This is a genomic window from Mesorhizobium sp. B2-3-6, from assembly GCF_006442305.1.
Taxonomy (GTDB): Bacteria; Pseudomonadota; Alphaproteobacteria; order Rhizobiales; family Rhizobiaceae; genus Mesorhizobium.
Genome location: NZ_VFVW01000004.1, coordinates 495,716 through 521,325, shown reverse-complemented (window position 1 = coordinate 521,325; position 25,610 = coordinate 495,716). Strand labels below are relative to the sequence as shown.

Genomic DNA, 25,610 nt, shown 5'->3' with positions numbered 1-25,610 from the left:
TCCCTGAATAATCAATCGCTTAGAGCGACGAAGTGATCTGCAGCTCGTTGTTTCCGTCGAGGCCATATATGTCGTCGCGGAACTGGACGACGCCGGGGCCCGTCGACCAGGCCGAGAGATAGAGGAAATGCACCGGCACCGGGTTGGTGACCTGGACCGGCGTGTTTTCGCCGGTCTTGATCGCAGCCTCGAAATGCTGACGGTCCCAGCCGGGCGTGTCGCGCAGGATCCAGGTGACGAGGTCGCGCACGTTCTGCACGCGCACGCAACCCGAGGAATCGAAGCGCATCATCTTGCCGAACAGGCTCTGCTGCGGCGTATCGTGCATGTAGACACCGTCCGGGCTCGGGAAATTGATCTTCACCGACGCCATGGCGTTGTCCGAACCGGGGTCCTGGCGGAAACGGTACTTGGCCGCGTCATCGGTCGACCAGTCCACATTCATCGGATCGACTTCGCTGCCGTCTGGCGCAAACAGGCGAATATGGCTGTTCTTGAGATAATCGGGGTCCTTGCGCATCAATGGGATGATGTCCTTGCGCACGATCGACACCGGCGCGTTCCAATATGGATTGACGATGATCTCGTTGATCTTGGAATTGACGATCGGTGTCTGGCGATCGATCTTGCCGACGATCGCGGTATGGCGAAGCACGACGCGATCGTTCTCGACCGCCTCGACCTGCGCTGCCGGAATATCGACCAGCACATAACGGCTGCCAAGCGTGCCCGCCTTCTCCTTCAATCGCTGGAGATTGGTTTGCAACTGGCCGAGCCGGATCTGCGCCGAAACGTTCATCGCCGCGTAGGTATATTTGCCCAGCGCTCCGTCGGCCGGCAGGCCGTGGCGCAATTGGAAGCGCTTGACCGCCGAGTCGACATAGGAATCGAAGGCCGTCGAGATGCCGGCGCTCTGCGACAGGTCGCCGGCGACCATCAGGCGCTTGCGCAGCGGCACGACATCGGGATCGTCGACGCCGAGCTGCAGTTTCTTGGTCGCGGGAACCTCGACCCAGCCGCCCTGCCCGACAATGTTCTGGTACTGCGCCACAGCCTGCTCGGTGAAGGCCACGGTCTGCGGGCTGAAGATCGGCAGCGTCGAGGCCACCTTGCCGCCTGCGCTGGCGCGGGCGTCGAACTGATCGTCCCAGTTGCCGCGCGCCGAGGACTTCAGGATGTCCCCGATCACATCCTGCGCGCTGGCGCGGCCGGCAACAACGGCGGCTGCGAGCGCGGAGGCTCCGGAAAGGAAGAAACGGCGGCTGGTTCTCATGGACGTTCCAGACATTTGTAGCAGTTCGAACACTTGCTGCGTTGATCATCGGGCGATCTCGCCCGCACTCTAAAATTGGCAATCTTAACAATTAGCCAACCATGGTCCGCATCACCTCGGTGTGAAAACGCGCAAGGCTACGCGGCTGCGGGTGAACTCATGGTCTTCACCACAGCATCACTGTCATCTTCGGTTCCATTGGAATATGGCGGCAACGTGGCCTTGGCCCGCAATTTGCTTCGGCCAGCGCAACGAAAAGAAAAGACCGATGCTTTTCGGCACCGGCCCTGACTGGAGGTCGCTGTTGCGGCCGCGCTTCTGTGGCGCGGCTTCTGATTGGGGATGTGGCTTACATCCGGTAAGCGATGGTGTCGTTCCAGAAGCGGTCGAGGCGCTGGAGGGCGCGGTTCATCTGCTTGAATTCATCGGTGTTGATGCCGCCGACCTGCTCGATCGAGCCGACATGGCGCTCATAGAGACCGGCGACCACGTCCGCCACCTCGTTGCCCTTCGGCGTCAGCGAGACGCGGACCGAACGACGGTCGATGCGCGAGCGCTGGTGGTTGATGAAGCCGAGATCGACAAGCTTCTTGAGATTGTAGGAGACGTTCGAGCCGAGATAGTAGCCCCGCGAGCGCAACTCGCCGGCAGTCAGCTCCGAATTGCCGATGTTGAAGAGCAGCAGCGCCTGGATGGCGTTGATGTCGGAACGGCCATTGCGGTCGAACTCGTCCTTGATCACGTCGAGCAGACGGCGGTGCAGGCGCTCGACCAGTTGGAGCGATTCCATGTAAAGGGAACGGATTGCCTCGCGGCGATCGTCGGAAACGTTGGCGGTCTTTGCCGCCGGACGCGAATTGATCATTGTCTTTGCCTCTCGTTTGTCGCCCTGGTGATTTTTTGTTTTTCACCTTGATCGCGACACTATCGAATACTCATAAAATTCGACTTAAACGCCAAGGCTAACAAGAGCTTACCGGTAATAGGTTTCGCAAGACGCTTAACGAACGGTCACTCGAGCAAGGATAATTAACCTAAAGATTTAGCCAATGATTTCAGGGCGAAATCCGATCCGCCGGATCGCCGGCGGCGCGTGCCGGCTTCAGGTCCGGGGCGACCGCTTCTGCAGATAGATGACGAGGCGGAAAACGACATAGAGCAGCGCCACCCCCGCATGCGAGACGACGATGAGCGGGCGGCGGCCGAAGAGTTCGGGAAAGCCGGCATACATGACGATCTCCGTCGCGGCGCAGATGAACCAAATCACCGGCCCCCAGGAAGCCAGCATCCATAGGCCGGCTGCGGCAAAGGGAAAAAACACGGCGAGCATCACCGCTGCCACCTGCCAGTGGACCGGCATCAGGTCGAAGCGCCACAGCGAGCCGGGATAGAAGCCGATAAGCCTGATCCAGTACAGGATACCGAACAGCAGGCAGTATCCTGATATGATTCGCTGGAACCAGGCGAAGATAACCTCCACCCCTGAAGGCTGAAGCACGACGCGTCTGGACGTCACCTCACTCATAGCGCGAGTTCCCGTTCACCGAGCGAGGCAAAATAGGCATCGACATCCGCGTCGTCGACCGCATCGAGGGTTGCCGGCAGCCATTGCGGCTTGGAACCCTTTTCGATGATGGTGGCGCGTATGCCTTCGTAGAAATCGTGGCCCGCGAGCATCCGGTTGAGGATGCGGAACTCCATCTTCATGCATTGATCCATCGGCAGCGTCAGGCCGGCAGTGATCTGGCGCCAGGCGACACGAAGGCTGGTCGGCGAGCGCGTCAGGATCGTCGCCAGCGTCCTTGCCGCAAACTCATCGCTCCCTGCCGCCTGCTCCAGGCTGCCGATGATATCGGCAAGCGACGCCTGCGCGAAGTGATGGGCGATCGCCTCCAGCACCTGCCTGTCCGTCTCGCGCTTCGCCGGGATGAAGAAGCCGCGCAGCACCGATTCGGGATCGCCGGTGGCGGCGAGCTGGTCGAGAAAGCCAGCCTGGTCCTGCGCCTTGATCGTATGCGTGGCCAGCCCGGACCACAACGCGTCGCCATAGCGGATACGATTGCCGGTCAGCGCCAGGTACATGCCGAAGGAACCTCCAAGATCGGGCAGCAGATGGCTGGCGCCGACATCCGGGAAAAAGCCGATACCCACCTCCGGCATGGCGAACTGCGCATTTTCCGTCATCACCCGGTGCGATCCATGAAAGGAGATGCCGACGCCGCCGCCCATGACGATGCCGTCGATCAGCGCCACATAGGGTTTTTTGAAACGCGCGATCTGGGCGTTCAGCCGATACTCGTCGGCGAAGAACTCGACAGGCGGCTTACCGGCCCGGCCGGCCTCATAGATGTGGAGAATGTCGCCCCCGGCCGAAAACGCCCTACCCTCGGCCTTGACGACGACGACGTCGACGCTCCAGTCCCGCTCCCAAGCGTGCAATGCCTTGGCGAGTGCATTGACCATGCCGTGCGTGACCGCATTGAGTGCCCGCGGCCGCGTCAACGTGACGATGCCGGCCCGGCCCAGATGTTCGAAGCGGATCTCGTCGCCTCCGCCAAAATCCATCGTGAAAGAATCCCTCCCCCGCTCCGCCGGGACTGAAGTGCTAAAGCGTGGCCCATGGCCGCGTCAATGCCGGCATGCCGGCAGCGCGTCTTGGCTCGTGCCGGAGCCTAGTGCTAAAAGAGCCGTTGTGGCCGCAACGCCGAGAACCACGGCGACTGCGCAGCTGTAGCGGGTTTCCAACGGGGTGTTGCTCATGGCTGGATTTGCGCGCCTCGTGCCGATGACGATCGGGCTGATCATCATTTGCCTGGCTTTGCAACCGACCCTGGCGGCAAGCCTCGCCGATCTTTACCAGTCGCAGACCATCGTCAACGGTCGGTACGAGAAGAACCGCCAGGCCGGCTTCAAACGTTGCCTCGACGCGGTTCTGGTCCGGGTTTCCGGCGACCAGCGCCTGCCGGCGAAACCGGAGATGGCGGCGCTGCGCGACAAGGCCGGCAGCTTCGTGGCGGCCTTTCGCTACCGCGATCGCATGGAAGGCATTCCCAACCATGACGATCAGGGCACGTATGATCGGCCTCACAATCTCTACTGCCAGTACAGCCCGGCGATGATCGATCCGGTGCTGGCTTCGCTCGGCAGCAGGCCATGGCTGACCGAAAGGCCACGGCTGGCGGTGTTCTTGTCGACCGAGCGCGGCGTCAAGCATTTCGCGCTCGATGCCGATGACGAGCGCGGCGTGCTGATGCGCGAGTCGTTCGGCAATGCCGCCGCGCCGGTTGCCATGCAGGTAACCTTCCCAACGGCAGCGCTGCTGTCGAAGGCGGGGCTGGACGACAGGATCATGCGCGAGGCCGACATGGCGAAGCTGGACACGGTTGCGAAAATGGCCGGCGCCGACCAAGCGCTTTCCGGCAGCATCGTCTGGAGCGACAAGGAGTTGGGCTGGATCGCCGACTGGCGGCTGGCGAAGGCCGGCAAGACCTACGCCTGGCAAGTGCGCGGCGTCGGCTTCGACGAGGCGTTCCGTGTCGGCATGCGCGGTGCGGCGCAGATCCTTTCGGGCAACGGGCAACCCGAATAAGGACCCGGCCGGATTGCTGGCACAAACGTGTCGCATTGGTCAGCACCACGGGTGCGTGATAAAAGCCGGCCAAACGAGAGTTTTGGCGATGAACAGATTCACCCCCGCAAAACCTGCCGGCGCGCGCAGCGTCGACGACATCACCGGCAGCCGCCGCTTGCGACGCATGCGCAAGGCCGACTGGTCGCGGCGCCTGGTGCAGGAGAACAGGCTTTCCGTCGACGACCTGATCTGGCCGATCTTCGTCGTCGACGGCAGACAAGTGCGCGAGCCGATCGCCGCCATGCCGGGCGTCTTCCGCCTGTCGATCGACCTTGCCGTCAAGGAGGCCGAACGCGCGGCGAAGCTCGGCATCCCCGCGCTTGCCACCTTTCCCAATGTGGACATTTCGCTGCGCGACGAGACCGGCTCGCATATCCTCGACCCCGACAACGTCATCAACCGCGCCACGCGCGCGATCAAGGACGCGGTGCCTGAGATCGGCGTCATCACCGACGCCGCGCTCGACCCGTTCACCAGCCATGGTCATGACGGCATCCTGCGCGACGGCCTCATCGTCAATGACGAGACGGTGGAACAGGTAACCGCGGCGGCCGTCATACAAGCAGCGGCCGGCGCCGACATCATCGCGCCGTCCGACATGATGGACGGCCGCATCGGAGCCATCCGCGACGCGCTCGACGCAAACGGTTTTCAGGACGTGGCGATCATGTCCTATGCGACGAAATTCGCCTCCGCCTTCTACGGGCCGTACCGCGAGGCGGTCGGCACGGCCGGCCTGCTCAAGGGCGACAAGAAGACCTATTACATCGACCACGCCAATTCCGACGAAGCGGTGCGCGAAGCCGAGCAGGACCTGGCCGAAGGCGCGGACATGCTGATGGTCAAGCCCGGCCTGCCCTATCTCGATATCATCCGCAGGCTGAAGGACGAATTTGCGATGCCGACCTTCGCCTACCAGGTGTCGGGCGAATATTCGATGATCAAGGCGGCGGGCGCCAATGGCTGGATCGACGGCGAAAAGGTCATGCTGGAATCGCTTCTTGCCTTCAAACGCGCCGGCTGCGACGGCATTTTGACCTATTTCGCCCCTGAGGTGGCGGAGATGCTGAGAGCATAGTTTCCCCAGCGCCTTCAAACCATATGCTCTTCATGGAACTCACCGGCAAATGAGCCGGTATAGCGGCTGTCTCGGCAACCGCCATTTTGGCATCCGCACCAACCATCAGGCAACACTCTGGACATCGCATAGGCGAAGTACGGATATGCATCTTTTCGATCGCGGAAAATACTACTTGCAATTTGCAATCGGTTTGCTAGAAAGTAACTGCTTGCAAAATACAACTGGTCTGAGGAGGCTTTCCATGTCCAGACTTCGCGTCAACGCATTCACCTTGTCGCTCGACGGTTACGGCGCCGGTCCCGACCAGGATTTGAAAAACCCGCTCGGCGTCGGTGGGGAAGCCCTGCACAAATGGATGATCGGTACCCGCACCTTCCGCAAGATGGTGCTCGGAGACGATGACGGCACAACCGATATCAACGAGGCGTTCGCGGCGCGCAGCTTCGAGAATGTCGGCGCCTGGATCCTCGGCCGCAACATGTTCGGGCCGATCCGCGGCGAATGGCCTGACGAAAACTGGAAGGGCTGGTGGGGCGACAACCCGCCCTATCATGTGCCGGTCTTCGTGCTGACCCACCATGCGCGCGAGCCGATCGTCATGGAGGGCGGCACGACCTTTTACTTCATTACGGATGGCATCCATTCGGCGCTCGAGCAGGCAAGGGCAGCGGCCAATGGCAGCGATGTGCGGGTCGGCGGCGGCGTCGCCACCATCCGGCAGTACCTCCAGGAGAGGCTCATCGACGAGATGCATCTGGCGATCTCGCCGGTGCTGCTCGGCTCCGGCGAGCACCTCTTCGCCGGGATTGATATGCCGAAGCTCGGCTACGCGTGCAGCGAACAAGTAGCGACGCCGCTTGCCACGCATGTCGTCATCAAGCGGACTTAGGAATTAGTTGTCTGCGACAGTGGGAATTGGCAACCCTTGGTGCAGATCCTTTCTCCCCGTCACTATACGGGGAGAAGGACAAACTCTCGTTCAATACTTCTCGGGCACGTAGAGCTCGCGCGGCAGCACCTGGCGCTCGTATTCGGGATTGAAGACGCGCTCGGGCAGCTTGATCTCCTCGTGCGGCACCTCTTCGTAGGGAACCTGCTGCAAGAGGTGGTCGATGCAGTTCAGCCGGGCGCGCTTCTTGTCGTTGCCCTCGACGATGAACCAGGGCGCCTCCGGAATGTTGGTACGGGCGAAGGTCTCTTCCTTGGCCTTGGTGTACTGTTCCCAGCGCACCCGCGACTGCAGGTCCATCGGCGACAGCTTCCACTGCTTCATCGGATCGTGGATGCGCATCAGGAAGCGCATCTGTTGTTCCTCGTCGGTGATCGAGAACCAGTATTTGACCAGCGTGATGCCCGAACGGACCAGCATGCGCTCGAACTCCGGCACGTCACGGAAGAATTCCTCCACCTGATCGGCCCCGGCGAAACCCATCACCCGCTCGACGCCGGAGCGGTTGTACCAGGAGCGGTCGAACAGAACGATCTCGCCGCCGGCCGGCAGGTGCGGCACATAACGCTGGAAATACCATTGCGACGTCTCTCGCTCGGTCGGTGCCGGAAGCGCCACGACGCGGCAGATGCGCGGGTTGAGCCGCTGGGTGATGCGCTTGATGACGCCGCCCTTGCCAGCCGAATCGCGGCCTTCGAAGATCACCACAAGCTTCTTCTTGTGGTAGGCGACCCAGGATTGCAGCTTGATCAGCTCGGATTGCAGCCCGATCAGGTCGCGAAAATACTGCATGCGGTCGATAGAAGGCGGATGCGCGTTCTTGTAGATCCTGGCGATCTCCAGCGACAGCGCTGGTTCCGACATCTCCAGTTCATAGTCCTCGTCGAGCGTGTCGGCGAGTTCGGCTTCCAGCCAGTCCCGGGCGCCGGACTTGGGTATGGATTCATTCATCTGGTGTTCCTCCATCTGCAAGCTGCCGCCTCCGGCAACGACCGGGCGCACTGGTCGCGTCCTGACGGCGGCGCGCAACGCCCTGATCGACTGAGTATAGGCCGGCAATGACGGTTTTATTGCAGGGGCACGCCACGGCCGCTCATCGGTGTGCTGGGGCCGGAGGGCGACAAGCCGCACGGATTGTCCTACAAATCCAGCAACCTGATCGGGCCATTCTTCTCAATCGCGAGGACTGACATGGAATACCGCACTCTCGGCCGTTCCGGCCTGAAGGTTTCGGCGCTAACGATGGGCACCATGACCTTTGGCGGCGCCGGCCCGTTCGCGGCTGTGGGCAACAGCGATCTCGCCGAGGCGAAGCGCATGATCGATCTGTGCATCGATGCCGGCATCAATCTCATCGACACGGCCAATGTCTATTCGGACGGCCTGTCGGAGGAGATCATCGGCGAGGCACTCGGCGGCAAGCGCAGGAACGACGTGCTGATCGCCTCCAAGGCGCGCATGCGCATCGGCGACGGTCCCAATGACGAAGGCCTGTCGCGCCATCATTTGATCCGCGAATGCGAGAAGAGCCTGAAGCGGCTCAAGACCGACGTCATCGACATCTATTTCCTGCACGAATGGGACGGCGTGACGCCACTCGAAGAGACCATCGCCGCGCTCGACACGCTGGTCGGCCAGGGCAAGATCCGCTATATCGGCTGCTCCAACTATTCCGGCTGGCAGGTGATGAAGGCGCTCTCCATCAGCGACACCCGCCATCAGCCGCGCTTCGTCACCCAGCAGATCCACTACACGCTCGAAGCACGCGAAGCCGAATACGAGCTGCTGCCGATCTCGGTCGACCAGGGATTGGGCGTGCTGGTGTGGAGCCCGCTGGCGGGCGGCCTGCTGTCGGGCAAGTATCACCGTGACAGCCCGACCGCGCGCAAGGTCGCCGGCTGGTCCGAACCGCCGATCCGCGACGAGGACCGGTTGTGGCGGATCGTCGATGTGCTGGTCGAAATCGGCAAGGCCCGCGGTGTGTCCGCCGCACAGGTGGCGCTTGCCTGGCTGCTTGGCCGGCCGGCTATCAGCTCCCTGGTGATCGGCGGGCGCAACGAGGCCCAGTTCAGGGACAATATCGCGGCGGCCAGCCTGACGCTGGCCGGCGAGGAACGTGATCGCCTCGACGCGGTCAGCCGCCCGCCCCTGCTCTATCCCTATTGGCATCAGCAGTTGACGGCAAAGGAGCGTTTCGGCGCCGCCGACCTTGTGATCGACCGAAGCAGCTTATAGGAACCCTGGTGCCGGCTCCGAGACGTCGGAAGGCGAACGACGCGTAGTCAGCCCACAAGAACAGCAAAAAAGGAGCCGCTATGGCACGAGCACCAAATTACGATCAGGAACGCAAGGAACGCGATCGCCAGAAGGCGGCCAAGAAGGCCGAAAAGCTGGCGGCCAAGGCTGCGGCGCGGGAGCGTCAGAAACCCGAGACTGACGCCGAGATTGAAACAGAGGAATGACGGCGCGCGGCGGCAATCCGGCCTGGATCAGGCCGGCGCCTTGTCGCTGACGAAGACGTCCACTTCACGCGCCGCCGCGATAAAGGCGCGCCTTGCGTTCATGGCCGGCTTGTCGCCGGCCAGCGCATCGTGGCAGGCCTGCAGCGCCGCGCGATGCTTGGGGGTGCGCTTGCCGGGCCAGCTGTTCATGAGATAGTCGGAAGCCTCGCGGGCCGAGCGTAAGAGCTGTGTACTTCCCGCCGTGACTGATTTGACGGTCACGGGTACTTCAAATCGGTTGTTTTCCATCGCCCGGTCCTACGCCATCGGCGTCCGCGAAGCGAGGCCGAAAGTGGGGCTCGGGGCCGGTGGTCCTTTTTTCGGCGGCGAGTGGCCTGCCCTGCAGGCCGCATTATGCCGCCACGACGGCAAATCCCCTGGCGCGAAGGCCGCGGCGATCATTGGCCAGCGACGTCAACAGACGGTCGCGACTGCCCACGATATGCTGCGAGAGCAAGCGCGCGGCTTCCTGTGCATCGCCGCTCCGCACGGCGGCCAGGATGGCATGATGTTCGGCCCAGGCGCGGCCAAGGGCCGCTCCATCGCGTACCTCCAGCCAACGGGCGCGCGAAAGCCTGGTCATCGCGTCGCGGACGGCCCGAAACAGGAATTCATTGCCGGACAGTCGCGCCAGCTCGATGTGGAAATCCATGCCGACGCGATGCCATTCCTCGCGCGGAGTGTCGTCGTCGCAGGAGACGAGCATAGCCTCGATGACATCGACGGCACTTCTGTCGGCAAGCCCGCATGTCAGCCGCAAGGCCGCGACCTCGACCGCTTCGCGGTAGACCGCGATCTGCTCGAGTTCGGCCAGGTTGATGGGCGAGACCGTCCAGCCGCGCCCGTCCCTGCCGACCAGCCCTTCGGTTTCGAGCCGCAGCAGCGCAGCCCTGACCGGCGTGCGCGAGGCGCCGAAGCGGCTTTCGATCCAGCGCTCGGTGAGTTTCTCACCCGGGCCGATCTCAAGTCCAAGGATCATCTCGCGGAGCTGCCGTTCGACGTTGTGCATCTGCGACATCGTTGTTGCCTTTTCACGTGCCCGCATTGACAGCGGTCGGGCTGTGGGTCCATGACGGATACCGACTTGGTATCCCAAAATGGTATCCACAACAATCCCTGGCACACGCAGGCACGGCATGACGCAGAACGATACGGAACAGGGCGGCTACAATATCCACTGGCGGCGCAATCTCGCCGTCTGCTTCGCGGGTTCGTTCAGCACGCTCATCGCCATGACCCTGCTCTTGCCGTTCCTGCCGCTCTATGTCGAGCAACTGGGCGTCGAGGGCCATGCGGCGATCGTGCAATGGTCGGGCGTCGCCTATGGGGCGACCTTCTTCGCGGCGGCGCTCGTTGCGCCGTTATGGGGACGGCTCGGCGACCGCTACGGCCGCAAGCTGATGCTGGTGCGCGCCTCCTTCGGCATGGCGATCTGCATGTCGCTGACCGGAATGGTCGAGACGGTCTGGCAATTGGTGCTGCTGCGCCTGCTGATCGGCTTTGCCGGCGGCTATTCCTCCGGCTCGACCATATTGGTGGCCATGCAGACGCCGAAGGACCGCTCCGGCTGGGCGCTCGGTGTCTTGTCCGCTGGCATCACGGCAGGTTCGCTGGTCGGCCCCTTGCTCGGCGGCGCGCTGCCGCCGGTAATCGGCATCCGCGCGACCTTTCTGTTGTCCGGCGGCGTCATCTTCCTTGCCTTTCTGGCGACGACATTCCTGATCAAGGAGAACCAGCGCCCGCAAGCAAGCAAAGCCGCGACGGCGGCAAAGCCGAAGAGCGGCTGGTCGCAAATTGCCGACAAGCGTCCGGTCGTGGCCATGCTGACGACCGGCATGCTGCTGGCCTTCGCCACCATGTCGATCGAGCCGATCATCACCGTCTATGTGCAGCAGCTGATCGAGGACCAGAGCCGGGTGACGCTCGTTGCCGGCGTGGTGATGTCGGCGGCCGCCCTTGGCGCAATCCTGTCGGCGTCATGGCTTGGCAGGCTCGCCGACCGCGTCGGTCACTGGAACGTCGTCGTCGGCGCGCTGGCCGTGTCGGCGCTGCTGCTCATTCCGCAGGCCTTCGTCACCGACGGCTGGCAACTGATCGGGCTGCGCTTCCTGATGGGCCTGGCGCTCGGCGGTTTGCTGCCTTGCATCACCAGCGTCATCCGCCACAACATTCCCGACGGCGTCGGCGGCAACGTGCTCGGTCTTTCGATCTCGGCCCAATATGTCGGCCAGGTCGCCGGACCGCTTGCCGGCGGTTTCGTCGGCGGCCATTTCGGCATGCGGGCGGTGTTTCTCGGCACGTCGGTGCTGATGGCGCTCGGCGCGGTCTACAACTGGATTGTCCAGGCGCGGCGGACGCGGAATATGTTGATGGAAGCGGGCAAGCCCTGACGAACTGCCCAGCCGATCAACCGAAGGAGCGTCGACATGAACCTGACCGAAACGACCGGCAGCCGTCTGCTTGTGCTCGCCGCCGGCATCGTGGGCGCGGCCGGCGTGGCGCTGTCGGCGGCCGCCGCACATCTCGGCGGCGCCTTCACCGGTACGGCGGCATCGTTCCTGCTGATGCACGCACCGGTGTTTCTCGCCGTCGGTCTCCTCGACGCGAATCACCCGCTGCGGTTAGCCAGCCTGGTGCTGCTCGTCGGGCTCGTGCTTTTCACGGGCGATCTTCTCGCCCGCGATTTTCTCGGATCGAGGCTGTTTCCGATGTCGGCGCCGATCGGAGGCACCCTGCTCATCGCAGGCTGGCTGACCATAGCTGTCTCCGCCGTGGTGCGTCGGCGACCCTGAGATGCGCGGCCGGTTTCAATCCCGGCGACGTTCAAGTCGGATCCAAAGATCGCGGTTGCGCGCTGAGAGCGTCGCGCGGCGCGGCGCCTCTGGCCGCTCCGCGGCCGTGCCGATGCCCCAATAATTGCGATAAATGTCGTCGAACAGATGCTTCATGGGATGCATGGCTCTTCTCCTCTTGATTTGAATTGAATCGATCCAATAGACCGACGCAAAAAATTCACGCCAGTCAGCTCCGCTTGCGCGCCACCAGGAAGCGCAGATCGCGAATCCACGGGCTTGTTCCGCCGCGGCGCTTGGACTTGTTGGCGACCGACCCGATGCTCCAGTCGTTGCGGTAGATGTCTTCGAACAGATAGTTAACAGGATGCATGGCGCACCTCCCATCTAGGTTTAATCCAGCAGGCAGATCTTAGTTGGATCGATTCAAAGATAGGCCTATGGAAGCCGCCGGTCAAGCAAAATTTGAATCGATCCAACGAAAGTGCTAGATGCAAATCGGGAACGTGCTAAATGCATGTCAGGAGGCACGCGCAAATGGCGTCACTCACCGCAGGCAATCGACGACCCGTCCGGCTGGCCGACATCGCCAAGGCCGCCGGTGTTTCGCACGGCACTGCCTCCAATGTTTTCAGCCGCCCCGAGATCGTGCGCGAAGAGGTCCGCGAACGCGTTCGCGCGACAGCCGAGGCGATGGGCTATGCCGGCCCCGACCCCAAGGGCCGCCTGCTGCGGGCCGGCAAGGTCAACGCCATTGGCGTGGCCACCGCGGAGCCCCTCTCCTATTTCTTCGAGGATCCCTTCGCGCGCGTGATGATGGCGGGTATCTCGCAGGCCTGCGATGCGACCGGGGCCGGGATCTCATTGGTCTCGGCGGCCAACACCGAACAGCTTGCCTGGAATATCCAGAGCGCCCTTGTCGACGGCTTCATCGTCTTCTGTATCGAAGGCGGCTCGCGCCTTGTCGAATTGGCGCGTGAGCGCAAACTGCCCTTCGTGGCGCTGGACCTGGATTCGGAGGATGGATCCGTCGCGGCGATCGGCGTCGACAACATCGCCGGCGCCAGCCTGGCGGCGCGCCATCTGACGGAACTCGGGCATCGCCGCTTTGCCGTGCTGGCGCTGCCTTTCGCCGACGGCAGGACAGGCATCATTTCGCCCGAAGAGCTTCGCGCCGCGGCCTATGCGGGGACACGCGATCGCCTCACCGGCTACTTCCGGGAGCTTTCGCGGGTTGGCATCGATACATCCAAAGTGCCCGTCTACGAAACCGCCAACGATGCCGCCACCACAAAGGCGGGGCTGGAAACGATCTTTGCTTCCGGCGAACCACCCACGGCCATCCTGGCGATGTCGGACAGGATGGCCTTGGCAACGCTTGAATGGCTGAGCGCGCGCGGGCTGAATGTCCCCGATGATGTTTCGGTCATCGGTTTCGACGGCGTTCCCGAAGCAGAGTTGTCCGAGCCACCGTTGACCACGGTCGCACAGCCGATCGCCGAGATGGGCCGGCTTGCCGTCAAGGCAATCCTGGAAAGCGACGGCAAGGTCAGCCGGCAGTTGCTGCCGGTCGAACTGATCGTGCGCGCCTCCTCGGCTCCACCGCGCCGCTGAAACCGGGCTCGCTGACCCTCAGTGGTTGGCTCTAGCCACGGCCGAGATACCGAAAGACGGCTGGACGGGCTTGGCTTCCTTTTGCGTCGTCCTGGCTTTCCCCGAACCGCCGATGGTCGACAACCATTCGAGATAGAAAGCGAGCGCGAACTGCATGGCAATGCCGGCGGCGAGCAACAGGCTGTCATAGGCGAGGCCGCCGGGATTGATCAGCTTCATCACCTGGGCAACCATGGCGATCAGCGTGCCGGCGATGAACACCGGAAGCGAACGCTTGCCGAGTATCGCCAGCGGATGGTCGGGGCCGGTGCGGAACAGGTTCGAGACCGCAGGCAGTGCCACCACCAGATAGCTGACCGCCAGGATGTGCAGCAGCCGCGGGAGCGACAGGAATGTCTTGTCGAAGCCGGTCAGCACCACCGGCAGGTCGAACCAGGTCACCTGGCCCCAAAGCGGACTATGCACCCATGCCAACGCGGCCAGCACATAGGCCGCGGCGGCACCGATCAGCCAGCGGTTGGCTGGAATGACGCCGCCGCGCCTGACATGCAGCATGGCGGCAAGGCCGATGTTGAACAGGAACTGCCAGGACAGCGGATTGAGGAACCACAGGCCGGGCTCGGGATAGTTCGGCGGGGCGATCTGCCAGATGCCGGCTACAAGCCACAGCAGGCCGGACACGGTCAGCGCTGCAAGCGGCCTGTAGCTGATGAACAGCAAGAAGGCCGGCGCCAGCAAAAGCAGCACCGCGTAGACCGGCAGGATGTTGTTGTAGCCGAGTTGGTGGCCGAGCGTGACGATGCCGACCAGCACCTCGGGCGTGTCCTTCATCAGCGGTTCGATGTTGATCAGCTTCAGCAGTTCCGGCCGCCGGCCGAACACCGCCGCGGCACAGAACAATGCCATTACCGCCATCGTGGTGACGATATGGGCGATATAGAGCACGCCTGCCCGCCGCCACATTTTCAGCGTCGCGAGCAGCCGGCCTCCCGGGCGGAACTTCGTGCCATAGGCAAGCGCGACCGAAATGCCCGATATCAGCACGAAAGCCTCGGCCGCATCCGAAAAGCCGAAATTCTTGTAGGTCAGGGTGTCGAAAGCCGTGCCCGGCACATGGTCGACGAAGATCGTCAGCAGCGCGAGCGCACGCAGCACATCGATGCGCGTATCGCGCTCGGTTGGAACTGGGGTGGTCATCGACAAAAGGCCTCAAAGCTGGTTGTTCATGCCCAGCAATGCGACCCCCGGCGCACCGCTTCGATTCCTCCGCGATGGAGTATATCGGCGCAGAAACGGACTGAAATGCGCCCGGTTCAATCAACTTTCGCGGAGCATGAAAATATTGCGTTTTGAAGCCGGCAAATTGAGTGAAACGAAATGTAATCAAAAGGATACGGCATGAGCGATACAAGCGTCGAAAACAGCCTGCCGCGGCTGGATCTGGCCTTTCCCTATCGCTTCTTCGGATCCGGCGGGGCCAGCGACGAATGCCTGTTCCTGCTGCATGGATCAGGTGTCGACGAGACGACCCTGGTGCCGCTGGCGAGGCAGATCGCACCGCATGCCTGCCTGGTCGCCGTGCGTGGCCGCATCGTCCAGGAGGACGGCTTCCGCTGGTTCGAGCGGATCACGCCGACCAGCTTCGAGCAGGCCAGCATCCGCCGCGAGACGGCCGCTTTCGCACGCTTCATGGCCGAGGCCATGAAGCGGCACCGGATCGATCCGAAGCGCGCGGCTTTCCTCGGCTATTCCAACGGCGCCAATCTGGTTTCCAGCCTGATGCTGCTCCATCCCGGCCTTGTCGGACGGGCGGCACTGCTGCGGCCGATGCCGGTGCTGGACGAGACGCCGGCAACCGATCTGACCGGCATCAAGGCGCTGATTGTCGCCGGCGCCGCCGACCTGACCTACGGACCCTTCGCGCCGGCCCTGGTAACGCTGCTCAGCCAGCGCGGCGCCGAGGTCGACGCGCGTATCGTCGCTTCGGGCCATGAAATCGGCGACCCCGATGCCACGATCGTGCGGCAATGGCTTGCCCCGCCCGCTCCTGCCGCCTGACGGGCAAGACGCGGATCGCCGCGCTCAGCCTCCTTCAGCGATGCCGGCCTGCGCCCCGGCAATCAGCAAGTCGAGGCCGCTTTCGAACAGCGCCTCGTGACCGCCCGCACGATAATCGGCCAGGGCCTGGCTGAGCAGCGGGTAACCGCTTGCCTTGGCATCGAGCGCCGCACCTCGACCCGGGCCGGCCGGATATTCTGCCTGTTCCTCGAGGACGCAGCCCACCGTGTAGCGCCCGACGATCATCAGCAACCGCATGGCCATGACGGAAGGCATGCCGGCCTCGCGCAGAAAAGTGAGGAACCGTTCGACATGTTCGAGATCGCCCGGATCGGCCTCGGTACCGGCATGGACGCGCGCACCGTCGCGATAGGCCATCAAGGCGCCGCGGAAGCTGCGGGCGTTGTTGCGTACGAATTCCTGCCAGCTCTCGCCCGGCAGCGGTACCTGATGTCCATGGCCGCGCCGCAGGATCTCCTCGTTCATTGCGTCGAGCAGGGCGCGCTTGGTCCTGAAATGCCAGTAGAGTGCCGGCTGCTGGACCTTGAGCCGCTGCGCCAGCAGCCGGGTCGAGAGCGCATCGATGCCGACGTCGTTCAACAGCTCGAGCGCCTGCGCGACGATCAGCGCCTTGTCCAGCTTCATATGCACCTCGCTTGCCCAGCCAATTTATCGGTGATAAACGCCACCTTATCACCGATAAATTTTAGGAAAGAAGCATCTCGATAAAAAGGGCCTATCTTGTCGTGCTGACGGCAATGGCGCTGGACGCGGCCGGCATCGGGCTGATCATGCCGGTGCTGCCGGGGCTGTTGCGCGAGGTTGGCCATGTCGAGGACATTGGCTGGATTTTCGGCGCGTTCCTCGCCGCCTATGCCGCGATGCAGGTGCTGTTTTCGCCCCTGCTCGGCGCGTTGTCCGACCGCTACGGCCGCCGGCCGGTGCTGCTTCTGTCGCTTGCCGGGTCGATGCTCGATTATCTGTTCATGACCTTCGCGCCGTCGCTGCCGCTGCTGTTCGTCGGCCGACTGATCGCCGGCATAACGGGCGCCAGCATGGCGGTGGCCTCCGCCTATATGGTCGACATCAGCAGCGAAGAGCGGCGCGCCCGCGCCTTCGGCCATCTGAGCGCCGCTTTTGGCGTCGGGTTCATCGCCGGTCCGGCGCTCGGCGGCCTGCTCGGCGATGTATGGCTGCGCGCGCCGTTCCTGGCGGCGGCAGGGTTCACCGGCATCAATCTGGCGCTGGCCTTCCTTCTGCTGCCGGAGCCGGAGCGGGTCGGCGGCACAGGCGAGCCGCTGTCGTTCAACCCGCTGGCGCCGCTGCGTTGGGCCCTGACTTTTCCGGCCCTCCTGCCGCTGCTCGGCGCCTTTACCGTGCTCGGCCTTGTCGGCGAAGTCGGCGGCACGGTCTGGGTTCTCTACGTACAGGACAAGTTCGGCTGGAGCCTTTTCACCGTGGGCATATCGCTGGCATTGTTCGGCCTCTTCCATGCCGGCGCCCAGGGTTTCGTCGCCGGACCGATCGCCGAGCGCTGGGGCGAAAGGCGAGCGCTCATGGTCGCCATCCTTGCCGACAGCACGGCCTATGTATCGATCGCGCTGGCCTGGCGAGGCTGGATGGCGTTCGCGCTGTTGCCGCTTTTCTGTCTCGGCGGCATCGGAGCCCCGGCGCTGCAATCGTTGCTGACTCACGTGTCGCGGCAAATCACCAGGGGCGATTGCAAGGTGTGCTCACCAGCATGACGAGCCTGGTCTCGGTGTTCGGACCACTCGTGATCGCCATGCTCTATTTTCGCACTCGAATGGTCTTCCCAGGCATGGTGTGGGTCGCGGGCGCGACCCTCTATGTCCTCTGCCTGCCCCTGCTGCTCGCAACCGGATCGCCCACGGCCAAACGGGAGGCGGCGGAGTGAGGATAATAGTGGCTGGCGACAGGGTTATCCCTGCCCCATCCTGTTCCAGGCGTCCAGCCCGGCGATCTTATAGGCCTCGGCCAGCGTGGGATAGTTGAATGTATTATTGACAAAGAAGTCGACCGTGCCACCCAGATTGATCACCGCCTGGCCGATGTGAATCAGTTCGGTGGCGCCCTCGCCGACGATATGCGCGCCGAGCAAGCGGCGTGTCTCGATCGAGAACAGAAGCTTCAGGAAGCCGGTGTTGACGCCCATGATGTGGCCCCGCGAGGTCTCGCGGAAACGGGCCACGCCAACCTCGTAGGCGGCGCCGCTCTCGCGCACCTGTTCCTCGGATTGGCCGACGGTGGAGATCTCGGGCACCGCGTAAATGCCATAAGGAAAGGTTTCCGGCGGCGGCGGCAAGGTCACGCCGAAAGCATGGCACGCGGCTACCCGGCCCTGCTCCATCGAGGTGGAGGCCAGGCTCGGAAAGCCGATCACGTCGCCGGCGGCGTAAATGTTGGGCACGCTGGTCTGGAAGGTGTGCGGATCGACCTTGATGCGTCCCCTGGAGTCAGCCTCGATGCCGACCGCATCGAGGCCGAGGCTACCGACATTGCCGGTGCGGCCCGCGGCGTAGAGCACGATCTCGGAACGTATGGTGCGCCCGTCGGCCAGCGTGACCTCTGCATGGTCGGGCCTGGAGGCAATCTCCTTCACGGCGCTTCCCAGCCGGATGGTCATGCCGCGGTCGCGCATCTGGTGGATGAAGTCGTCGACGATCTCGCGGTCGACGAAATCGAGGATCGTGTTGCGCGGCTCGACCAGCGTCACCGGCACGTCGAGTGCCGAAAAGATCGTCGCGTATTCGACGCCGATGACCCCGGCGCCGATGACCGTCAGCGTGCGCGGCAAGCGGTCGAGCTCGAGCATTTCGTCACTGTCGAACACGCGGCTCTTGTCGAACGGCACGTCGCCCGGCCGGTGCGGCCTGGTGCCGACGGCGATCAGCGCATTGGCGAAGCCGACCTCGCTGTAGTCGCCATTGTCCGATGTCAGGCTGACCCTGTTGGGCCCGAGAAATTTCACCGCGGCGCGGGAGCTCTTGACCGTGTTGCGCATGAACTGGTGCTGCAGCACCTCGACCTCGTGGTCGAGCGTCTTGTGCAGGCGCTCGACCAAGTCTCCGACCGAGATGTCCTGCTTAACCCGATAGCCGCGCCCATAGAAGCCGCGCTCACGCCAGCCCGAGAGATTGAGCACGGTTTCGCGCAGCGTCTTCGACGGAATGGTGCCCGTGTGCACGGAAACGCCGCCCAGGCGCCGCCCCCTGTCGACGACCAGTACCGATTTGCCGAGTTTGGCCGATTGTACAGCGGCACGACGGCCGGAAGGGCCGCTGCCAATGACCAGCATGTCGTAATCCATCCTGCCCGTCCCTGCCCCTTGGCGCTTTTGGTGCGCCGCAACAAGCTAACGCCATGTCAGGCGCGAATTCAACCGGCCCGCCGGCCGCTTCCCCCGCCTTGCGCACCGGGAAAGGCTCGATCTTGATTCCGCCATCAGCCTTTACCATTTTCCCAGCAGGTGGGGCGCAGGCTAAGCAGGCCCCTGTTACGAGGAAATGACATGAACGCTCGCGTTCTCGACGGTGAAATCATCAATACCAGGCTCGACGACGTGAGGGCCTATGAAGGGGTACGCACGCGGCGTGTCCTGGCGGTCATGATCGACTATGTCATTGTCGCGCTGCTCACCATCCCTGTCGCCATCCTGGTGTTCTTCCTCGGGCTTTTGACCCTCGGCCTTGGCTGGATGCTGTTTGGCGTCCTGGTCCCGGCCGTCGCGATTCTCTACATCTGGAACACGCTTGGCAGCGCCGACCAGGCGACCACGGGCATGAAGATGATGGGCATCCGGCTCGATCGGCTCGACGGCAGGCCGATCGACGGGCTCACGGCAGTGGTCCATTCGGTGCTGTTCTGGGCCGGCAACGTCATCCTGTCGCCGCTGGTGCTGCTGGTGACGCTGTTTTCCGATCGCAAGCGCACGCTGCACGACCTGCTGCTCGGCACGGTGGTCAGCCGCACCGGCCGCTGAGGCGCATTTTCGCAAGCATCGCCGCGGCGTCGGCACAAATGTGAAGGCGTCCGCATGGCCACGCCTTCACAATCCTGTTGAATTTTTCGCTTTCCGCGCCAAAGGTAGAGCGATTCGAAGGAGTGTTTCCGAGACTCGATGACGCAGCACCCGACCCAGTCGCCGCAGTTCTTCCTGACCGCGCCGTCGCCGTGCCCCTATCTCGACGGCCAGTTCGAGCGCAAGGTGTTCACGCATCTGGTCGGCGACAAGGCGTCAGAGATGAATGATCTCCTGACCCAAGGCGGGTTCCGCCGCTCCCAGAACATCGCCTACAGGCCGGCCTGCGAAACCTGCCGCGCCTGCGTCTCCGTGCGCATCCTGGCGCAGGAATTCGTCGCCAGCCGCAACATGAAGCGCGTGCTGCAGCACAATTCCGATCTCGTCGGCGCCATGCACAATGCCGAGCCCTCGACCGAACAATATTCGCTGTTCCGCAGCTATCTCGATGCCCGCCACCGCCGCGGCGGCATGTCGGACATGACGGTTCTGGACTACGCCATGATGGTCGAGGACACCCATGTCGACACCAAGGTCATCGAATATCGCCGGCGCGGGCCCGATACTTTCATCACCGGCAAGGGACAGGGCGAGCTGATCGCGGTGGCGCTCACCGACAAGATGGCCGACGGCCTGTCGATGGTGTATTCCTACTTCAATCCCGACTTCGAGGAGCGGTCTCTCGGCACGTTCATGATCCTCGATCACATCGCTCGCGCCAGGGCGATGGGGCTGCCCCATGTCTACCTGGGATACTGGGTCAACGGCTCGCGCAAGATGAATTATAAGATGCGCTTCATGCCGCAGGAGCATCTCGGCCCGAAGGGCTGGGAGCGCTACACCAACGAAGCGGTCTCACGCTGAGTTTTTCCAAGATCCACGTTTAACTGTTTCAACGCAGGGGATGCTGGTCTTTCAGCCGCTTGGCGGGAGAGTGCGTCATTGCGCCGATCGGCTGTCCCATCTGTATTTCATTACGAAAGTTTGCAAATGACGTCCCACAGCGACCACCAGAAGGGCCTTCTGATAACCGCCATTGGCGGCCTAACGCTGACCCTCGACATTCCGCTGATCCGCCTCGCCGATGGCGGCGCATGGACGATCCTGCTCTTGCGCGGGGCCGCCACCTTCATCGCCGCAATGATCACATGGGCTGTCTGGCGGGCGCTGAGCCGAAACGCGCCCGAGCTCATTCCAGGCTGGTCGGGACTTGCGGCCGCGATATGCTACGGGCTGACCTCGATCACGTTCGTCACCGCCGTCTTCTACACCTCGACCGCCGACCTGGTGTTCATCCTGGCCTTCAACACGGTGTTCGCTGCGCTCTTGTCCTGGTTGTTTCTCCAGGAAAAGCCGCGGGCGGTGACGCTCGCGGCGATGCAGGTCATGATCCTCGGCGTGCTGGTAATCGTCGGCGGATCTGTCGGCACCGGACACCTGTTCGGCAATTTCATGGCGCTGTGTTCGGCCTTCTTCATTTCCGTGGCCATCACCATTTCGCGGGCCAGCGGCAAGGACATGGGCTTCACGGCGCTCGTCGGGGTGGTTCCGTCGCTCGTGCTGGCGGCCTTCATGGTGTCAGGTGAAGGCATCCATGTGAGCGCGCCCTGGTGGATCATCTTTAATGGCGCCGTGATCATGCCGATTTCGTTCTTCTGCCTGGCGGCCGGCCCCAAATACATCTCCGGACCGGAAGTGGCGATGTTCTACCTTCTGGAGACCGTGCTGGCACCGGTGTGGGTATGGCTGATCTTTTCCGAAACGCCGTCACGCAACAGCCTGATCGGCGGCGCGATCCTGATCGTCACATTGGTGGTCCATTCGGTGTGGCAGTTGCATGACGGACGCAGGCGCCGCGCCGCACTTGCGGTGCGTCATCCGGCCTGAATCTTCTTCGCCTCGCCGTCGATCTCGATCAGCGACGGCGAGCCTTCCTGTTCAGGGGAAGCAGGCATCTCGTCCATCATTTCCACCTCGCGCAGCCATTCGCGCCAGATCGCCACCAGCAGTGCCATCAGCACCGGGCCGATGAACAGGCCGAGAAAGCCCATCGTCTTGACGCCGCCGATCAGGCCGAAAAAGGTCGGCAGGAAGGGCAGTTTTATCGGCCCGCCGACGAGCTTCGGTCGCAAGGTCTTGTCGACGATGAACAGTTCGACCGTCCCCCAGATGAACAAAGCCAGGCCGGCCACCGGTGAGCCGCTGGCAGCGAGATAGATCGAAACCAGCGTGAAGGACAGCGGTGCCCCGCCGGGAATCAGCGCCATGACCCCGGTGAGCGCGCCAAGCGTCACGGGCGACGGCACGCCGGCCAGCCAGTAGGCGATGCCGAGCACCAATCCCTCGCCGATGGCGATGACGGTCATGCCGGTCACGGTCGAGGAAATGGTCGCCGGCACGACCCGCGAGATGCGCTCCCACCTCGTCGGCAGGATGCGCTCGCCCAGGCGATCGACCTGGCCCGCGAAATGCTCGCCGTCGCGATAGGCGAAGAACAGCGCGATCATCATGAACAAAAGCGTCAAAAGCAGGCCGAAGGCGCTGCCGCCAGCGGCAAGGACGCCGCGATAGATGCTGCCGATATTGGCGCCGCTGACCAGTTGGATCAGTTCGCCGATGCCGCCGGGATGGCCGAAATTGGTCGTCCATTGCTGGTTCAGCCATTCTCCTATGATAGGCAGCGTGGCGATCCAGTGCGGTGTCGGGGCGCCGTGCCGGTTGGTCTCGATCGCCCAGCCGACCCATTCGCGCACCTCGTTGATGGCGTAGGTGCCCGCGAGCGCGATCGGTATGACCAGGAAGGCAAGGATGAACAATATGGCGAAGGTGGCGGCGATGGTGCGGTTGCCGCCGACACCGGCCAAAAGCCGCCGGTAAAGCGGCCAGCTTGCGAAGGCGATGACCAGCGCGGCCAGCACCGGGAACAGGAAGCCGTGGAAGAAATAGACGCCGGCGGCAACGATCAGCACCAGCAGCCAGCGCGCCGCCGAGAGCGGTGGGATGACGGCGGCTCTGAGCGGCGTCGACAGACCGAACAGGCGCTGCCCCGGTTTCTGGATTTTCGCTTCCTTCAAACGCTCGTCTCTCCCCGGCCATCCCGCAGCTTATGCTCTGATATAGTGCAGCAATCGTGACGATAGTTCAAAAGGTGATGGTGAAGCTGCGGATCTCCCCCCTCGAGGGGGAGATGGCCGGCAGGCCAGAGGGGGTAGCCGCGCGTAAGGCGCTAGCATTCTTTGTTCAAAGCGATGAGGTTGCGTCCAGTCGAACCGACCCCCTCTGTCGCCTTCGGCGGCATCTCCCCCTCGAGGGGGGAGATTACCCAAATTTCCCGGTCCTCGGGAAACCCTTCGGCACCATGCGGCCAGCCGACGCGCGGGCGCCGATCCATTCGGCCAATTCCTCGCGCGACCTTATAAAGGTGCGGTCGGCCGAATCCTGCCAGGAAAGGCCGGTCTCCAGCGTAAACGGCTTGAGATCGAGAAGCCCGCCATCCTTGTATTTCTGCAGCCGCACGCCCTTGCCGCGGCTCATTTCCGGAATGTCGGACAGCGGAAACACCAGCATCTTTCGGTTCTCGCCGACGATAGCCAGATGATCGCCGCCGACCGGCACGCAGCGCTTGGCTTCGTCGGGCGCCTTGACGTTCATCACCTGCTTGCCCTTGCGGGTGTTGGCGACGACCTCTTCCTCCGGCACGATGAAACCGTTGGCGTCATGCGAGACCAGCAGCAGCTTGCGCTTCGGATCGTGGACGAAGGCGGTGACGATGTCCTGGTCATTGTCCATGTCGACGATGATGCGGATCGGCTCGCCATGGCCGCGCCCGCCTGGCAGCCGATCGGCGCCGATGGTGTAAAATTTGCCGCCGGTGGTGAACACCAGGATCTTGTCGGTCGTCTGCGCATGGAAGGCGAGTTTCAGGCTGTCGCCTTCCTTGAACGCAAGCTGCGAATGATCGGTCAGATGACCCTTCATCGCACGCAGCCAGCCCTTTTCCGAGACCACCACGGTGACCGGCTCGCGCTCGATCATGGCATGTGCGATGTCGGTCAGGTCATGCTCGGGCGCATCGGCGAACTGGGTGCGGCGCTTACCGAGCTCGGTCTCGGGGCCGAATTTGTCCCGCAGGCTCGCAACCTCCCACTTGATCGTCCCCCATTGCTTGGCTTCGGACGCAAGCAGCGCCTCGATCTGCTTCTTTTCGGCAGTGAGGCCGTCGAATTCCTTGCGGATCTCGAATTCTTCCAGCTTGCGCAGGGCGCGCAGGCGCATGTTGAGAATGGCTTCGGCCTGGGTGTCGGTGAGCGACCAGCGGGCCATCATGACCTGCTTTGGCTCATCCTCCTCACGGATGATCTTGATCACCTCGTCGATATTGAGATAGGCGATCAGGTAGCCGGCAAGGATCTCCAGCCGTCTTTCGATCTCGCCGAGGCGGTGTTTCGAGCGGCGGATCAGCACGTCGCGACGATGCTCGAGCCATTCCTGCAGCACGCCTTTCAGTGACAGGACGTTAGGCACCTTGCCGCGCGACAGCACGTTCATGTTGAGCGGGAAACGGCTTTCAAGCTCGGTGAGCTTGAACAGCGACTCCATCAGGATGCCGGGATCGACGGAACGGCTCTTGGGCACCAGCACGACGCGGATGTCCTCGGCGCTCTCGTCCCTGATGTCCTCGAGCAGCGGCAATTTGCGCGCCATCAGGAGCTCGGCGATCTTCTCGATCAGGCGCGCCTTCTGCACGCCATAGGGGATTTCGGTGACGACGATGCTCCAGGTGCCCCTGCCCTGGTCTTCCTGGCTCCATTTTGCCCGCACGCGAAAGCCGCCACGGCCGGTTTCATAGGATTCGAGGATGGAGGCTCGGCTATCGACGATGATGCCGCCGGTCGGGAAATCCGGGCCCTGGACGAAATCCATCAGCTTGGCCACCGGCGCGTCCCGATGCTCGATCAGGTGAAGGGCGGCGTCGCAAAGTTCGGCCGCGTTGTGCGGCGGGATCGATGTCGCCATGCCGACAGCGATGCCGGACGAGCCATTGGCCAGCAGATTGGGGAAGGCGCCCGGGAGCACCACCGGCTCCTCGTCCTCCTCATTGTAGGTCGGCCGGTAGTCGACGGCATCCTCGGTGATGCCCGCGAGCAGCTCGGTCGCCACATCGGTCATGCGCGCTTCGGTGTAGCGCATGGCGGCGGCGTTATCGCCGTCAATGTTGCCGAAATTGCCCTGGCCGTCGACCAAGGGGTAGCGCATCGAGAAATCCTGCGCCAGCCGCACCAGCGCATCGTAGATCGACTGGTCGCCATGCGGGTGGAACTTGCCCATCACCTCGCCGACGATACGAGCGCATTTGGCGAAGCCTTGGTCGGGGTTGAGGCGCAGCAGGCGCATGGCGTGCATGATGCGGCGATGGACGGGCTTCAGCCCGTCGCGGACATCGGGCAGCGCCCGGTGCATGATGGTCGACAGCGCATAGGCAAGATAGCGCTCTTCGAGCGCCTTCTTCAGATCGACCGGTTCGATGTGATCGCCGCCACCATTGTCAGGCGGCAAAAGCCTTTTTCCCATGGGCTGGAACTAGCCGAGCGGGTGATTCGCGGCAAGAGGGCAAGCCTTGAAGTGGGTGCATGCCCTGCCCTGCAACACGAAGCCGCAGGCAAGCCCGCCAG

General features: G+C 63.1%; 26 protein-coding genes and 1 pseudogene. 13 read left to right on the top strand and 14 right to left on the bottom strand.

The window, feature by feature from the left end:
• Window positions 1-19: 19 nt before the first annotated feature.
• The 4 genes from FJ953_RS15065 to FJ953_RS15050 form a co-directional block, all read right to left on the bottom strand.
• A complete protein-coding gene (locus tag FJ953_RS15065; protein WP_140494050.1) occupies window positions 20-1,273 on the bottom strand; it encodes a murein L,D-transpeptidase in 1,254 nt (417 codons plus the stop codon).
• Window positions 1,274-1,622: 349 nt separating this feature from the next.
• A complete protein-coding gene (locus FJ953_RS15060) occupies window positions 1,623-2,138 on the bottom strand; it encodes a winged helix DNA-binding protein (RefSeq protein ID WP_013896002.1) in 516 nt (171 codons plus the stop codon).
• Window positions 2,139-2,375: 237 nt separating this feature from the next.
• A complete protein-coding gene (locus tag FJ953_RS15055) occupies window positions 2,376-2,798 on the bottom strand; it encodes a DUF6163 family protein (RefSeq protein ID WP_140494052.1) in 423 nt (140 codons plus the stop codon).
• Window positions 2,795-3,838 (bottom strand): enoyl-CoA hydratase/isomerase family protein, encoded by a 1,044-nt coding sequence (locus FJ953_RS15050; RefSeq protein WP_140494054.1) that lies wholly within the window; start codon window positions 3,836-3,838, stop codon window positions 2,795-2,797. Before FJ953_RS15050 ends, FJ953_RS15055 begins: the two co-directional genes overlap by 4 nt.
• A gap of 193 nt (window positions 3,839-4,031) precedes the next feature.
• Between FJ953_RS15050 and FJ953_RS15045 the strand changes: the two genes are divergently transcribed.
• The 3 genes from FJ953_RS15045 to FJ953_RS15035 all read left to right on the top strand — a co-directional run bounded on the left by FJ953_RS15045 (window position 4,032) and on the right by FJ953_RS15035 (window position 6,874).
• Window positions 4,032-4,862: a DUF2066 domain-containing protein gene (locus FJ953_RS15045; protein WP_140494056.1), complete on the top strand. Its 831-nt coding sequence runs from the start codon at window positions 4,032-4,034 to the stop codon at window positions 4,860-4,862.
• 88 nt (window positions 4,863-4,950) lie between these two features.
• A complete protein-coding gene (hemB, locus tag FJ953_RS15040; protein ID WP_140494058.1) occupies window positions 4,951-5,982 on the top strand; it encodes a porphobilinogen synthase in 1,032 nt (343 codons plus the stop codon).
• Between the two features lie 244 nt (window positions 5,983-6,226).
• A complete protein-coding gene (locus FJ953_RS15035) occupies window positions 6,227-6,874 on the top strand; it encodes a dihydrofolate reductase family protein (protein ID WP_140494060.1) in 648 nt (215 codons plus the stop codon).
• A gap of 90 nt (window positions 6,875-6,964) precedes the next feature.
• Here the strand turns inward: FJ953_RS15035 and ppk2 are convergent, their stop codons facing one another.
• Window positions 6,965-7,885, bottom strand: coding sequence for a polyphosphate kinase 2 (gene ppk2, locus FJ953_RS15030; RefSeq protein ID WP_140624649.1), 921 nt, complete (start codon window positions 7,883-7,885; stop codon window positions 6,965-6,967).
• A gap of 240 nt (window positions 7,886-8,125) precedes the next feature.
• On the opposite strand from ppk2, the gene FJ953_RS15025 reads away from it, so the two are divergent.
• Complete coding sequence (locus FJ953_RS15025; protein WP_140624648.1) at window positions 8,126-9,169, top strand: aldo/keto reductase; 1,044 nt, start codon at window positions 8,126-8,128, stop codon at window positions 9,167-9,169.
• A gap of 80 nt (window positions 9,170-9,249) precedes the next feature.
• Window positions 9,250-9,396 (top strand): hypothetical protein, encoded by a 147-nt coding sequence (locus FJ953_RS15020; RefSeq protein WP_140494066.1) that lies wholly within the window; start codon window positions 9,250-9,252, stop codon window positions 9,394-9,396.
• A gap of 27 nt (window positions 9,397-9,423) precedes the next feature.
• On the opposite strand, the gene FJ953_RS15015 is transcribed toward FJ953_RS15020, so the two are convergent.
• Both FJ953_RS15015 and FJ953_RS15010 read right to left on the bottom strand, forming a co-directional pair.
• Window positions 9,424-9,684 carry a DUF982 domain-containing protein gene (locus FJ953_RS15015; RefSeq protein ID WP_140494068.1) on the bottom strand — a complete coding sequence of 87 codons (261 nt, stop codon included), beginning with the start codon at window positions 9,682-9,684 and terminating at the stop codon, window positions 9,424-9,426.
• Window positions 9,685-9,787: 103 nt separating this feature from the next.
• On the bottom strand, window positions 9,788-10,453 hold the full coding sequence (locus FJ953_RS15010; protein WP_140494070.1) for a GntR family transcriptional regulator: 666 nt from the start codon (window positions 10,451-10,453) through the stop codon (window positions 9,788-9,790).
• A 118-nt stretch (window positions 10,454-10,571) separates the two neighbouring features.
• On the opposite strand from FJ953_RS15010, the gene FJ953_RS15005 reads away from it, so the two are divergent.
• Complete coding sequence (locus FJ953_RS15005) at window positions 10,572-11,825, top strand: multidrug efflux MFS transporter (RefSeq protein ID WP_140583731.1); 1,254 nt, start codon at window positions 10,572-10,574, stop codon at window positions 11,823-11,825.
• 36 nt (window positions 11,826-11,861) lie between these two features.
• The gene (locus FJ953_RS15000) at window positions 11,862-12,227 is read left to right on the top strand and encodes a DUF423 domain-containing protein (RefSeq protein WP_140583733.1); all 366 of its coding nucleotides are present in this window, start codon (window positions 11,862-11,864) and stop codon (window positions 12,225-12,227) included.
• A gap of 15 nt (window positions 12,228-12,242) precedes the next feature.
• Here the strand turns inward: FJ953_RS15000 and FJ953_RS30480 are convergent, their stop codons facing one another.
• Both FJ953_RS30480 and FJ953_RS14995 read right to left on the bottom strand, forming a co-directional pair.
• Window positions 12,243-12,383 carry a hypothetical protein gene (locus tag FJ953_RS30480; RefSeq protein ID WP_181167406.1) on the bottom strand — a complete coding sequence of 47 codons (141 nt, stop codon included), beginning with the start codon at window positions 12,381-12,383 and terminating at the stop codon, window positions 12,243-12,245.
• Window positions 12,384-12,456: 73 nt separating this feature from the next.
• A complete protein-coding gene (locus tag FJ953_RS14995; protein WP_140583734.1) occupies window positions 12,457-12,600 on the bottom strand; it encodes a hypothetical protein in 144 nt (47 codons plus the stop codon).
• 164 nt (window positions 12,601-12,764) lie between these two features.
• On the opposite strand from FJ953_RS14995, the gene FJ953_RS14990 reads away from it, so the two are divergent.
• Window positions 12,765-13,841: a LacI family DNA-binding transcriptional regulator gene (locus tag FJ953_RS14990; RefSeq protein WP_140583736.1), complete on the top strand. Its 1,077-nt coding sequence runs from the start codon at window positions 12,765-12,767 to the stop codon at window positions 13,839-13,841.
• 18 nt (window positions 13,842-13,859) lie between these two features.
• Here FJ953_RS14990 and FJ953_RS14985 read toward each other — a convergent pair whose 3' ends face one another.
• Window positions 13,860-15,038 (bottom strand): OpgC family protein, encoded by a 1,179-nt coding sequence (locus tag FJ953_RS14985; RefSeq protein ID WP_140583738.1) that lies wholly within the window; start codon window positions 15,036-15,038, stop codon window positions 13,860-13,862.
• A gap of 201 nt (window positions 15,039-15,239) precedes the next feature.
• On the opposite strand from FJ953_RS14985, the gene FJ953_RS14980 reads away from it, so the two are divergent.
• The gene (locus FJ953_RS14980; RefSeq protein WP_140583740.1) at window positions 15,240-15,899 is read left to right on the top strand and encodes an alpha/beta hydrolase; all 660 of its coding nucleotides are present in this window, start codon (window positions 15,240-15,242) and stop codon (window positions 15,897-15,899) included.
• A gap of 24 nt (window positions 15,900-15,923) precedes the next feature.
• Here the strand turns inward: FJ953_RS14980 and FJ953_RS14975 are convergent, their stop codons facing one another.
• A complete protein-coding gene (locus tag FJ953_RS14975) occupies window positions 15,924-16,544 on the bottom strand; it encodes a TetR/AcrR family transcriptional regulator C-terminal domain-containing protein (protein ID WP_140624647.1) in 621 nt (206 codons plus the stop codon).
• 80 nt (window positions 16,545-16,624) lie between these two features.
• Here FJ953_RS14975 and FJ953_RS14970 point away from each other — a divergent pair.
• Window positions 16,625-17,814, top strand: a pseudogene (locus FJ953_RS14970) (TCR/Tet family MFS transporter).
• A 24-nt stretch (window positions 17,815-17,838) separates the two neighbouring features.
• Here FJ953_RS14970 and sthA read toward each other — a convergent pair.
• Window positions 17,839-19,227, bottom strand: a complete 1,389-nt coding sequence (gene sthA, locus FJ953_RS14965; protein WP_140494088.1) for a Si-specific NAD(P)(+) transhydrogenase — start codon at window positions 19,225-19,227, stop codon at window positions 17,839-17,841.
• A gap of 201 nt (window positions 19,228-19,428) precedes the next feature.
• Between sthA and FJ953_RS14960 the strand changes: the two genes are divergently transcribed.
• The 3 genes from FJ953_RS14960 to FJ953_RS14950 all read left to right on the top strand — a co-directional run bounded on the left by FJ953_RS14960 (window position 19,429) and on the right by FJ953_RS14950 (window position 21,825).
• A complete protein-coding gene (locus tag FJ953_RS14960) occupies window positions 19,429-19,899 on the top strand; it encodes an RDD family protein (protein ID WP_140494090.1) in 471 nt (156 codons plus the stop codon).
• A 138-nt stretch (window positions 19,900-20,037) separates the two neighbouring features.
• Window positions 20,038-20,802, top strand: coding sequence for an arginyltransferase (locus FJ953_RS14955; protein WP_140494092.1), 765 nt, complete (start codon window positions 20,038-20,040; stop codon window positions 20,800-20,802).
• A 126-nt stretch (window positions 20,803-20,928) separates the two neighbouring features.
• Window positions 20,929-21,825: a DMT family transporter gene (locus FJ953_RS14950; protein ID WP_140583745.1), complete on the top strand. Its 897-nt coding sequence runs from the start codon at window positions 20,929-20,931 to the stop codon at window positions 21,823-21,825.
• Here FJ953_RS14950 and FJ953_RS14945 read toward each other — a convergent pair.
• Together FJ953_RS14945 and parC are read right to left on the bottom strand one after the other, a co-directional pair.
• Window positions 21,813-23,012, bottom strand: coding sequence for an AI-2E family transporter (locus FJ953_RS14945; protein WP_140624646.1), 1,200 nt, complete (start codon window positions 23,010-23,012; stop codon window positions 21,813-21,815). The two genes, FJ953_RS14950 and FJ953_RS14945, sit on opposite strands and share 13 nt — an antisense overlap.
• A 244-nt stretch (window positions 23,013-23,256) precedes the next feature.
• Complete coding sequence (gene parC / locus FJ953_RS14940) at window positions 23,257-25,509, bottom strand: DNA topoisomerase IV subunit A (RefSeq protein ID WP_140624645.1); 2,253 nt, start codon at window positions 25,507-25,509, stop codon at window positions 23,257-23,259.
• Window positions 25,510-25,610: the final 101 nt, after the last annotated feature.